Origin of the sequence: Acidovorax sp. (genome assembly GCF_046339755.1) — a bacterium.
Classification (GTDB): domain Bacteria; phylum Pseudomonadota; class Gammaproteobacteria; order Burkholderiales; family Burkholderiaceae_C; genus Acidovorax.
Genome location: NZ_JBKDTZ010000323.1, coordinates 37,642 through 48,647, shown reverse-complemented (window position 1 = coordinate 48,647; position 11,006 = coordinate 37,642). Strand labels below are relative to the sequence as shown.

13 protein-coding genes and 3 pseudogenes are annotated in these 11,006 nt (G+C 61.6%); 6 read left to right on the top strand and 10 right to left on the bottom strand.

All coding sequences use genetic code 11. The features are described 5' to 3' along the window. A pseudogene (gatB, locus tag ACK59X_RS28650) lies at window positions 1-568 on the top strand (Asp-tRNA(Asn)/Glu-tRNA(Gln) amidotransferase GatCAB subunit B); the annotation flags it as partial. An 83-nt stretch (window positions 569-651) separates the two neighbouring features. Here gatB and ACK59X_RS28645 read toward each other — a convergent pair. Both ACK59X_RS28645 and pyrE read right to left on the bottom strand, forming a co-directional pair. Further along, a complete protein-coding gene (locus ACK59X_RS28645) occupies window positions 652-1,356 on the bottom strand; it encodes a DUF4124 domain-containing protein (protein WP_409961908.1) in 705 nt (234 codons plus the stop codon). A gap of 8 nt (window positions 1,357-1,364) precedes the next feature. Beyond that, complete coding sequence (pyrE, locus tag ACK59X_RS28640; RefSeq protein WP_409961906.1) at window positions 1,365-2,063, bottom strand: orotate phosphoribosyltransferase; 699 nt, start codon at window positions 2,061-2,063, stop codon at window positions 1,365-1,367. A gap of 10 nt (window positions 2,064-2,073) precedes the next feature. Here pyrE and ACK59X_RS28635 point away from each other — a divergent pair, with 10 nt between their 5' ends. The 3 genes and pseudogenes from ACK59X_RS28635 to ACK59X_RS28625 all read left to right on the top strand — a co-directional run. Continuing rightward, window positions 2,074-2,766, top strand: coding sequence for an exodeoxyribonuclease III (locus ACK59X_RS28635; RefSeq protein ID WP_409961905.1), 693 nt, complete (start codon window positions 2,074-2,076; stop codon window positions 2,764-2,766). A 95-nt stretch (window positions 2,767-2,861) separates the two neighbouring features. Next, a pseudogene (locus tag ACK59X_RS28630) lies at window positions 2,862-3,074 on the top strand (hypothetical protein); the annotation flags it as partial. A gap of 113 nt (window positions 3,075-3,187) precedes the next feature. After that, window positions 3,188-3,398, top strand: a pseudogene (locus ACK59X_RS28625) (SMR family transporter); the annotation flags it as partial. Between the two features lie 35 nt (window positions 3,399-3,433). Here ACK59X_RS28625 and ACK59X_RS28620 read toward each other — a convergent pair. The 7 genes from ACK59X_RS28620 to mobQ form a co-directional block, all read right to left on the bottom strand. Then, window positions 3,434-4,225 (bottom strand): exodeoxyribonuclease III, encoded by a 792-nt coding sequence (locus ACK59X_RS28620; RefSeq protein ID WP_409961904.1) that lies wholly within the window; start codon window positions 4,223-4,225, stop codon window positions 3,434-3,436. A 124-nt stretch (window positions 4,226-4,349) separates the two neighbouring features. Continuing rightward, window positions 4,350-4,973, bottom strand: a complete 624-nt coding sequence (locus ACK59X_RS28615; RefSeq protein WP_409961903.1) for a hypothetical protein — start codon at window positions 4,971-4,973, stop codon at window positions 4,350-4,352. A gap of 93 nt (window positions 4,974-5,066) precedes the next feature. Then, a complete protein-coding gene (locus ACK59X_RS28610) occupies window positions 5,067-6,206 on the bottom strand; it encodes an ArdC family protein (protein ID WP_409961902.1) in 1,140 nt (379 codons plus the stop codon). Then, the gene (locus tag ACK59X_RS28605) at window positions 6,199-6,381 is read right to left on the bottom strand and encodes a hypothetical protein (RefSeq protein ID WP_409961901.1); all 183 of its coding nucleotides are present in this window, start codon (window positions 6,379-6,381) and stop codon (window positions 6,199-6,201) included. The genes ACK59X_RS28610 and ACK59X_RS28605 overlap by 8 nt, the downstream gene beginning before the upstream one ends. Window positions 6,382-6,389: 8 nt before the next feature. Further along, a complete protein-coding gene (locus ACK59X_RS28600; RefSeq protein ID WP_409961900.1) occupies window positions 6,390-7,151 on the bottom strand; it encodes a hypothetical protein in 762 nt (253 codons plus the stop codon). Then, window positions 7,139-7,390, bottom strand: a complete 252-nt coding sequence (locus ACK59X_RS28595) for a hypothetical protein (protein ID WP_409961899.1) — start codon at window positions 7,388-7,390, stop codon at window positions 7,139-7,141. The genes ACK59X_RS28600 and ACK59X_RS28595 overlap by 13 nt, the downstream gene beginning before the upstream one ends. Further along, window positions 7,384-8,418: a MobQ family relaxase gene (mobQ, locus tag ACK59X_RS28590; protein WP_409961898.1), complete on the bottom strand. Its 1,035-nt coding sequence runs from the start codon at window positions 8,416-8,418 to the stop codon at window positions 7,384-7,386. Before mobQ ends, ACK59X_RS28595 begins: the two co-directional genes overlap by 7 nt. Window positions 8,419-8,656: 238 nt before the next feature. Between mobQ and ACK59X_RS28585 the strand changes: the two genes are divergently transcribed. After that, window positions 8,657-9,139, top strand: coding sequence for a conjugal transfer protein TraD (locus tag ACK59X_RS28585; protein WP_409961897.1), 483 nt, complete (start codon window positions 8,657-8,659; stop codon window positions 9,137-9,139). Here the strand turns inward: ACK59X_RS28585 and ACK59X_RS28580 are convergent. Continuing rightward, a complete protein-coding gene (locus tag ACK59X_RS28580) occupies window positions 9,129-9,575 on the bottom strand; it encodes a hypothetical protein (protein WP_409961896.1) in 447 nt (148 codons plus the stop codon). The genes ACK59X_RS28585 and ACK59X_RS28580 overlap by 11 nt on opposite strands. Before the next feature lie 290 nt (window positions 9,576-9,865). On the opposite strand from ACK59X_RS28580, the gene ACK59X_RS28575 reads away from it, so the two are divergent. Further along, on the top strand, window positions 9,866-11,005 hold the full coding sequence (locus ACK59X_RS28575) for a glutathione-independent formaldehyde dehydrogenase (RefSeq protein WP_409961895.1): 1,140 nt from the start codon (window positions 9,866-9,868) through the stop codon (window positions 11,003-11,005). The last annotated feature ends 1 nt before the right edge of the window (window position 11,006 follow it).

Here is an 11,006-nt window from a genome sequence, read left to right as displayed (position 1 = left end):
GCAGCGCGCCCTCATGACCGAGCTGCCGCGCGCCATGGCCGCGCGCTTCGTGGCCGACTACGGTCTGCCCGAGTACGACGCCACCACGCTGACCCAGAGCAAGGCCATGGCCGCCTACTTCGAGGCCGCGGCCCAGGCCAGCAAGCAGCCCAAGCTGGCCAGCAACTGGATCATGGGCGAAGTCTCGCGCCGCCTGAATGCCAATGACATGGCGATCGAGGCCTCCCCCGTAACGGCTGTCCAGCTGGGTACGCTGATCGGCCGCATCGCCGATGGCACGGTGTCCAACAACGCCGCCAAGCAGGTGTTCGAGGTGCTGTGGACCGGGGAATCGGCCGACGTGGACGCCATCATCGAGGCCAAGGGCCTCAAGCAGATGAACGACACGGGCGCCCTGGAGGGCATCATCGACGAGGTGATCGCTGCCAACGCCGACAACGTGGCCCAGTTCCGCGCCGGCAAGGACAAGGCCTTCAACGCACTGGTGGGCCAGATCATGAAGGCCAGCAAGGGCAAGGCCACCCCGCAGCAGGTCAACGACCTGCTGCGCGCCAAGCTCGCGGGCTGATCCTGGCAGGTGGATGGGCGCGTTCCCGGTGGAAGGCGCCTGTGAAGTGAAAAAGGTGCAGGCGCCTGATCGGGCCTGCTTGGTCAGCGGCTGCCGCCAGCAGAGGCCGGGGCCACGCCGCCCGTCGCCGCAGCAGCGGGCGCCGCCACACCCCGCTGCTCGTCCCACAGCTTGCGCAACTGCGCAAGCTCCACGTCGAAGCGCTGGTGCACGCGGCGCTTTTCTTCATCCTGACCGTTGATGAAGCGCTGCTGTTCGGCAATGCTGTCGTCGGCCTCGGCGATCTTGCGGCGCAGTGTCATCGGGGCCTTGTTGGGGTCCTTCTTGTAGAACTCCATCTCTGCGTCCATGGCCTTGCGCTGCTGGCGCAGCTCGACGATGCGCTTTTCCGCCGTGGCGGCGACTTCCTCCACCATCTGGATCGCCGCCTTGCGCTCCACATCGTGGGTCGCCTTGTCAGGGTACCTGGCTGTCAAGGCGCGCTCGCGGCGGCGCTCTTCCAGGGCACGCGAACGTTCCTCGGCTTCCTTGCGCTGGCGCACTTCGAGGGCGGCACGCTCCTGCTCGGTCAGCGTGGGCCCGATCTGGCGCCGCACGGTGCCCGAAGGGCCCAGCTCACGCTGCTCGCGGTCCACGCATTCTGGGATCGGCCGGTCTGCCGTGAGCTTGCGGCCATTGCGGTCCACGCAGGTATAAATGCTGCCCACGGGCCCCGTCTGCGCCCACGCAGACACCGCAGCCAGGCTTGCCAATGCCACCCCGCCTATGCGCCACGCCGTCTTGTGCAACAACTAAATTATCCTTCGTTGACCCCGTACCGCTCGCGGTATGCCGAGACCCGCTCATGATGGGCGCGCATCTCCGCCCCCCCTGTTTGCGATAGGTACAGCAATAAGTCTGCCAGCTTGGCGATAGTACAAACCTTCATTCCGAGCTGGTGGCGCACATACTGCACTGCGCTGTGCTCCACGTCCAGTCCATTTTCAGTCGCTTTCTCCTGCCGGTCCAGCGCAATGGCCATCGCATGGGGAATGGCGCCCGCCGCCTGGATGAGCGCGATCGACTCGCGTGCAGCCGTACCGGCCGACATCACGTCGTCCACGATCAGCACGCGGCCCTTGAGCGGCGCGCCCACCAGGGTTCCGCCCTCGCCGTGGTCCTTGGCTTCCTTGCGGTTGTAGGCAAACGGCACGTTGCGGCCATGGCGCGCCAGTTCCACCGCCACCGTCGCGGCCAGTGGAATGCCCTTGTACGCGGGGCCGAACACCATGTCGAATTCGATACCGCTGGCGATCAGGGCTTTTGCATAGAATTCGGCCAGGCGACCCATCTTGCTGCCATCGTCGAACAGGCCGGCATTGAAGAAGTACGGGCTCATGCGGCCGGCCTTGGTCTTGAACTCCCCGAAGCGCAGCACGCCCGACTCCACGGCAAACCGTACAAAATCCTGCGCCAACGGGTCCAGCCCGGAGCCCTGCGCAACAACATCTACCATGGGAAATTCCTTGTTCAATTTGACCAGCCTCAACCTCAATGGCATCCGTTCGGCCACCACCAAGGGCGTGGAAAGCTGGATGGCTGCCACACGGCCGGATTGTATTTGCGTGCAGGAAGTCAAGGCCCAGGCCGCGGACATCGCCACCCGCTTCGAGCGCCTGGCTGAGATGGACGGGCACTTCCACTACGCGCAGAAGAAGGGCTACTCGGGCGTGGGCATCTACACCCGCCATCTGCCCAGCGACGTCATCGTGGGCTATGGCTCGACCGAATTCGACGCCGAAGGCCGCTACCTCGAACTGCGCTTTGACACCCCCGCGCGCAAGCTGTCCATCATCAGCGCCTACTTCCCGAGCGGCTCCTCGGGCGAAGAACGCCAGTTGGCCAAGTACCGCTTCCTCGCCGAGTTCCATCCCCACCTCATGAAGCTCAAGGCCGAGCGCGAGTTCATCCTGTGCGGCGACATCAATATCGCCCACCAGCAGATCGACCTCAAGAACTGGCGCAGCAACCAGAAGAACAGCGGTTTCCTGCCCGAAGAGCGGGCTTGGATGACAAAGTTGTTGCACAAAACTGATGAAGGCGGTGGCTTGATCGACGTTTACCGTCAGTTACAACCAACCACCACCGACACCGCCTACACGTGGTGGAGCAACCGTGGCCAGGCCTACGCCAACAACGTGGGCTGGCGGCTGGATTAGATAGTGCGGCAAAAAACCCACTATCCACGTGGTAAGCAACTGTGAAGGCTCGCGCAGATGATGAGTCGGCGCGCCGCTAGCGCGCTCTCCTCGTTGCAAGCGTGATTGACCGCGCTCTTACAGAGCGCTGGAACACCTGGGTGCAAGCCCACAGAAAGGACGACGATGCTGGTGTCAATGGAAAGCTAGTAGCACGTCTTGCGGCAGATGGCCTTTGGCTGTCGGACATGCTGGGTACCTACCAGCTATCGGAAGCGGAGCGTGAAGCCCTGGGGGCGGAGCTACTTCAACTACCGGAAGGAAACTGAAATGAACTCGTACGTATTTCTCGGCGGTGCCGTCGGTTTGAAAGTGGTGGGAACGACCATATGAAAACATCGGAGGCTTCACGCGGCTTTTGGCCTAGCGTGGCCGCCATGGTGTGTGCTTCTACCTGCTCTCGCAGATCTTGAAAGAGATTCCGACCGGCATCGCCTACGCGATTTGGTCAGGATGCGGCCTCGTGCTCATCTCCCTCATTGCTTGGCTGCTTCGTGGTCAAAAACTCGACCTCGCGGCGATTGCCGGCATTGGCCTGATCGTCGCTGGCGTCCATTGTTCTCAACCTCTTCTCCAAGAGCGCTGCGCACTGAATCCGACCTGGGACCTGGGAAGGGTGCGAGTGGGCTTAAAGCGTCATGTCGTAGTCAATGACAAGCGGAGCATGGTCGCTGAACTTCTGGCCTTTGTAGATGCTGGCGGACCGAGCCAGCTCCGCCAAGCCTGGGGTCGCTATCTGATAGTCCAGTCTCCACCCAACATTGTTGGCGTAAGCCTGCCCCCGGTTGCTCCACCATGTGTAGCAAGTCTCTGTCGTGTCAGGATGCAGGCGACGATACACGTCCACCAGTCCGCCTTCATTCAGAACCTTGGTCATCCACGCGCGCTCCTCGGGTAGAAAGCCGCTGTTCTTCTGGTTGCTACGCCAGTTTTTCAGGTCGGCATTTTGGTGGGCGATGTTTACATCCCCCATCAGGATGAACTCCCGGTCCTCGTGCATGGACAACAGCTTTGGATAGAGCAAGGCGAGGAACCGAAACTTGGCTTGTTGCCGCTCTTCGCCAGATGAGCCGCTGGGGAAGTAGCAACTAACGATGCTGAGTTTGCGGCCGGGCTTGTCGAAGCGTGCTTCAACCCACCGTCCTTCGTTGTCGAACTCAGTGTCGCCCAAGCCGACGATCACATCGGACGGCTCTTCGTGCATGTAGATGCCCACGCCTGAATAGCCGCGCTTTTGGGCGTAGTGGAACTGCCCGGCCATCTTGCCGATGTGGCAGTGGATACCCTTCACCTGTTCGTCTTGGGCCTTGACTTCCTGGACACCGATGACGGCGGCATCCTGTTGAACTGCCCACTCAAAAAAGCCCTTGGAAGCAGCTGATCGAATTCCATTCAAATTTGCGGTGATTACGCGAAGCATATTTGTCTCGGTGATGCGGGAACGCGAGAGCGTTTCCTAACCGGGCAATTGTCGCGTTAACCCAGTAAACGGTGCAATTCCGGCTCAACCTTGTTCTGCCGCAGTGCGAGAAAAATGCAGCGAGTCAGTCGCAGAGCAGCGCATCCAAGTTAGGCAGGTCTTCCATTCCACCCTGAGCCGCGAGCATGCGCGCACGCATTGCCGCTTGGTCGTAGATTTGCTGCGCCGTTGGATGCAAGTCAGGGGAACTTGGCTCAAACCAAACATCCTTCAAGGCGGCCACCTCCGCAAACTGCTGCATCGTAACGGGCGCAGCTTCCGTCTCAATGGGAACCACGCCCGCGTGCAGACCCATCCGCAGGCCTGTGATGAGTCGTACGCACGCAGCCAGGTCCCCCGAACCTTTGAGAAGGTCGAGCGCCATCCCGTCGGCTTTCATGGCCTGCTTGTGCTCCTTGTTTGGGGCGACCCGGTGTAACGCGCCATCGATGCCCATGTAGCCAATGCGATAGGTCCATCCGCGTTGATGGCGATGGTGGACTTGTTCTCCTTCGATGATGAAGTCTCCTACGGCCAACTCATCCTCGCCCCCCACACGCAAAAAGGGCCCTGGGATGTCTCTCGCGCCAGAAATGCTGTCGGGCAGACTCAACGCGGTGCCTGCGTCAATGCGCTTGGCCCAGTATCCACAGCGCCTGTCTGCGGGCCTGATCTCAATAGAGATGGATTGTTGTGATGATGATGTCATTGTGGTTCCTTTGGTTTAGAAAACCAAAGTAGCAAACGCACCTCACAAAGCGCAAGTGGGGTGCCGCGCGATGCAACCGCTGCTGCATCGCCCTCACCACATGGACAAACTGCCATTCGTCGGTATCGCAGCCCCCGTCTCTTGGAGTCCATGAACCGTCGGAGCCAAACCACTGCGCCGCGCTCGTTGGACCTGCGCGATGGACTTGCGCGCTTTGGCCAGCACGGCAGCTATCGCTGCCGCATCCGCACCGGGTTCTACCTCCTGCGTGTGTGCCAACATCGGAGACAGTGCTGGCGAGCTTTCCTGCGCGATGGCTTCATCTGGCTTGGGGTCCAGCACAAGACTGCCGGTGAGGTAGTCCACCATGCGCCTGGCATCTTTCGCCGCCCGAAAAATCTCGAACTTGTCGTCACGGAGCTTTTTGACCCACGCAGCGACATAGGCCGCATGGTTGTCCATCGACGTCGCAATACCCCATTTTGCGTTTAGGCACGCGCTACAAATTTCCGCTCGCAATTCTTCGGCGGCGTAGGCATCTGTGCCCCATGCTCCGAACTTGCGGCCAAGCCGATGCTCCGCCCCCGTCCAGTGCCCCAGCTCATGAGCCAAGGTGCCCGCGAAGGCTTCTGCGCTTGGGAACGCTCCCTCTGGTGGCATCTGGATGAAATCCCTGCCCTCCCCCAATGCGTAGAACGCCCGGTCCCCTCCATACCGAATGTCCGGCTTCAAGCGGTCCACCATCTCCTGCACGGCCTCTATTGGGGTCCACTGCCGCTCGGGTTGCACGAACGGCTCAATGCCCTCGATCTGCGTTGCATGAAAAACCCGGTACTCGGTGAGGAACGGGATTTGCCGACGCTCCTTTCCGCCCTGCTCTGCGCCGCCAGCAGATTCGCCATCCACCTCCGCGCCGCGCGCGTTGAGCATTTTGAAAAAATACACCGGCGTGGACTTGCTGCCCTTCTTGACCTTGGCGCCCATGTCGCTCGCCTGTTTGAAGGTGTACCAGCGGTTGTCGCTGTATCCCTCGGCCTGGGCCAGCATCATCAGCAACAGGGCATTGACGCCGTTGTACTCTCGTGAGGTGGCGCCATTCATGGGCAGGCCTGCGGAGGCGACCTGCTGCCAAGGCCGCTGCCATGGTGCTGTGCCGGCTTCGATGGCGGCGATGAGTTTGTCGGTAACCTCTTGGTAGAGGTCCCTCTTGGCGGGCTTCTTTGCATCAGACATGAAGCGGTCCTCCCAGGTCTGGCGGGTCGGCTTGGCCGGACAGGTGCAGCGCCACGCGCTGCCCGCTGTCGGTCCACACCTCCGCATGGAAGTAGCTTGCCTCTCCATCGAGCACGGCTTGCATTTCGGCAATGAGTGCGCATGCCAGCTCGGGCGTCAAGGAAATCGAATGCATAGGGTTGCTCATGCCACACCTCCCGCGCCACCGGCCAACGAATCAAGATAGCGCGCCAACGGCTCGTCGTCATTGACCCTCATGCGCAAACCCAAAGTGGGCGTGCCAATCGATACCTCGACGGGCGATATCGAGAGCGGCAGCTTCCTTGGCCCCAGCACATCGGCCAGGGTGGGTACGCTTGGCGTACTGCCCTGGCAACTGCCTTCGTGGATGCAAAAGTACTCCTGCGTGTCCGGGCTCAGCCATTCCACTCGGATGGGTGTGGTGTCCATGGGGCAGAGCACTGCTGCATTGGCCCGGTAATCAAAGTCCCTGCCGCGCGAGACTGCGCCGCTGTGCATATCGACATCGGTCTCCCGCAAACCGAGGCCGGCGATCAGCATCACGGATGGCGAGACATCGAACACGAGAGCCGTTGGGACACGGTCCTTGCTTAACACCACGAAGCACCACCATCGCTTGCCGCCTTCATTGCATGCGAAGAAGAACTCAACCGGTGGGGCGGACAGAAACGGGACTGCCAGCACCAGCTCGTTGGGAAACCAGCGCAGCACGTCCAGCGGCAGATACACCACATCCATGCCAAAGCACGGGGATACCTGCGGTGCTGCGGCCACCGCTCTGGGGGACTGCGCATTCAGCCAAGCGAAGCTGCTGGGGTCAGGAATGCGGTGGAAGTGATGGGCAGATGCCCACGCGGGCGCCGAGGCTGGCACCACGACGGGCGCGGCTGCATCAGGTGCGGGGAAAGCGCTCATGGTTTGCATGTCCACTCTCCTTCCGCGCCAGCGGTGAACGATTCGGAAATGGGCGCACTTTGGCGCCTTGGTTGCGGCGGACGCGCAAATCGGCGTCCGGCCTGGGCGACGGCTGCCGGGCGCAGCTGCCTGAATTCCAGCAGCTGCACAGCACTGCGTGCGTGCGGGCTCCACTGGCCTGGCTCGATGCCAGGTGGCCGGGTGGCGAAGATGGTTGCGATGAGTCGCAACAGAACGGGTATCAGCATGGTTTGTCTCCTTGAAGAATGCCGCCCGAGACATGCGAGACCTCGGGCTGCGGGGTTGATGGGTGCGCTGGGCGAATGGGGCTGGCCGGGCCAGCGAAATGGCCGCGTCGTACGAGCAGCCCAGCGATAGAGAAGTCCCGCGCAGGCGCAGCGCCTGCGGGTGTCCAGATGCGGTTAGTGGTTGGGGGCACGGCTTCGGCGTGCGCGGCAGCAGGCGGCGCAGGAGCAATCGGTACGTCGCTCGATGGCCGCCGCGCGCTTCGCTCCGCCAGCGCCTGCTCGATGGTGCTGGTCAAGTCCACGATCTGCGACTGCACGGCCTTTACTTCGGCTTGCACCTTGGCAAGCGCTACTTGGGTGCGCACCCACGCGTTGAACTCGGCGCGGGCATCCCACGCCTCAGCATTCGCGTGCGTTCTTCGGCCCTCGTGCACCGTGGCTGGCAGGTCAATGCCACGCTCCTTGTTGCTTCGGTGGTCAATGCGCGCTGCGTGGCCGGCTTCTTCCAAAGCGGTGTTGCAAGCCTTGGCCCAGGCTTCGCGCCAGCGCGCCACCAGCGAGGGGTGATTCCAGTCGCGGCGTTTGGCACCGAAGCCATCGGCTTCGATGTCACTGAGCGTGAGTTGCACGTGCGCGTGTGGGTTCCCCGGCTTCGAATGGATGTTGATATCACCCACCATCCCGAGGCTGATGAACTGCGCCTGCACATAACTGTGAATGAGCGCAACCTGCTGTGCGTGCGTGAGTTCGATGGGTAAGGCGACCTCGATCTCACGTGCGAGTTGCGCATTTTTTCGCTTCTGCTGCTCCGCTTGCGCCCAGAGCGTCTCGCGACAGAGGGCCCAGGGGGCAGCGCCTTCTGGCGCGAGGATGGCGCGGTGCGACACCTCCTTCTTGCGGGTGTAATTGAAGACCTGACCAGTGCGGGCACAGGTCATGCGCAGGCCTGCGCGGTACGCAGCCGCTTGCACGGCGTTGGCGCCGTCGCTCCTCGATATCAGCTGTGCTGAAAAATGAAAAATCGCCATCCACGTCTCCCTCTTGCCGGCACGAGGCAATGAGGGAGAGGTGGTGCGATGGCACTCCCGTGAGGGATGTGCCCTGGCTGTTCGAGGCCCCTGCCAGGCGCACACAAACGAAAGTTTGTATACGTGCGCTTGGGGGGCTTGCCTCCCTGGTATTGCTTGACTGCCTGCTACCCAAGGTGCCAGATTGATGGAGCCTCTGCAATCAATTCCGGGGGTCTAACGAAAAGGTAGACAACAAATGACCGTTCACACCGAACATGACACCGTCCATTCCGACGGCACCAAGCCAGCCAGCCTCATGCGGCTGCGTATGCGAGAGAGCGCGCTGCGACAGCAGGCCTCACAGTTACAGGCCCGCGCAGAGCACTTGGAGAGGGTCGCGCGCCATCAGGCGCAGCAACTGGGCCGGCGTATCGACGCGCACGAGAAGATTGTGCTGGGCGCGCTCGTGAAGAAGGCAGGACTGGCAATGACAATGCCGCGTAGCGACGCCGTTGACAACCAGCATGCAAACGACGACGTTTCGATCCCATCGCGCCGAGGAATTGCCGCTCAATCGGCGGCATATGACCGCGCGCTTATCTTGGGCTCCCTGATTTGGCTAGCCTCGGCATTGAATCATCTTGCGAACGATGCCGTTATGGTGCCGGACCGGCAACGTTTGCGCGAGGATGGACAGCGGGCGCTGGACAAGTCTGGTGCGAAGCGCGTCATGCGTTGACACCTCGCTCGATGATTTTTCGTGTCAAGGCTGGGTCGTGCGCGTAGTACTCGGCCACCATCCACACCAATGTATGTTCCAGTTGCTCGATATCGTTGGCGCCGGACGCAGGCGGCCTACCCAACAACCGCTGCGACAACACAACATCGCCAAGGTCGAGGCTGCGATAGCGCTCGTAGAGCGGAAGGGTCTCGACATAGTGAATGAGCCCTGGCACCCCAGCGTTGGCACCATGCTCACGCAGCACGTTCAGGTTTTCAAGGCTGAGGTTGTCGGCCAGCCAGTCCTTGAAGGTGGCAGGGCAAGGCCGCCAGGCAGTTGCCACCAACTTCCCGCTTGGCGTTGAGCGGTAGGAGATGCGAAAGTAGTTGCCGATGCAACCGCGCCCGATGCGCTGCGAGTATGCGGATTGGGCTCCCGATGCTGTCATGAACACGAGGGCCGCGTCGGTTCGGGGATCGATAACTGTCAGCCGCCACCGTGGAGCGCCATTGTTGGCGTAGGGCAGTTACTCCGCTGCCGCGAGCTTAAATTCGCCCTCCTTGGTGATGCTCGTCCGGCAATGCCGGCACTCACGGCGCCGCTTGGCCACAGTGCCTGAGCACCTTCCGATTCCTTTGTAGGCGCAGTCCTACGAGCGATAAGCGTGCAGCCCCATGTTGCGGCCAACCATGACCATTAAAGTGGACAGCTCCCATCCACCTTAACCACCACCTGAGGATTCGCATGAAAGCTCTAGTCTACGAAGGCCCCCGCCAAGTCACCGTCAAGGAGATGCCGGACGCCCAAATCGAAAAGCCGACCGATGTGCTGGTGAAGATTACGACAACCAACATCTGCGGCTCGGACCTCCATATGTACGAGGGACGTACGGACATGGAGACCGGCCGCATCCTCGGCCACGAGAACATGGGTCAGGTAGTGGAAGTCGGGGCTGCTGTAGACCGCGTCAAGAAGGGCGACTGGGTGGTACTGCCCTTCAACATCGGATGCGGCTTCTGCACGAACTGCGAGAAGGGGCTCACAGGCTATTGCCTCACCTGCAATCCTGGGTCTGCCGGGGCTGCCTACGGCTTCGCCGACATGGGGCCCTACAGCGGAGGCCAAGCCGAGTACCTGCGGGTGCCTTACGGTGACTTCAATTGCCTGGTGCTGCCGCCCGATGCCAAGTCCCGCCAGAAGGACTATGTGATGCTCTCGGACATCTTCCCCACCGGTTGGCACGCCACCCGACTGGCTGGGCTCATGCCCGGTGAAAGCATCGTCATCTATGGTGCCGGACCTGTCGGGCTGATGGCGGCGCACTCCGCACTCATCCAGGGAGCGGCCAAGGTGTACATCGTGGACCGCCATCCCGACAGGCTGAAACTGGCCGAGAGCATAGGGGCTATCACGATTGATGATTCTAAGGTGTCGCCGGTCGATTTCCTGATGAAGGAAACAAGGGACCTGGGCGTGGACCGGGGCTGCGAATGCGTCGGCTACCAGGCCCACGATGCAGAGGGAGACGAACAGCCCGACATGACGATGAACAGCCTCATCGGTTCAGTGAAGGCCACGGGCGGCATTGGCGTGGTGGGCGTCTTCGTGCCGGAAGACCCGCAGTCCGAGGACCCGCTGCAGAAGAAGGGCAAGCTTGCCCTTGACTTCGGCAAGCTCTGGTTCAAGGGACAAACCGTGCGGACCGGCCAGTGCAACGTGAAGCACTACAACAGGGAACTGTGCAACCTCATCCACAACGAGCGAGCCAATCCTTCCTTCATCGTGTCGCACGAACTGGACCTGGACAAGGCCCCGGAAGCCTATGAGCGTTTCGACAAGCGCGAGAAGGGCTGGACCAAGGTCATCCTGCATCCTGGCAACTGAG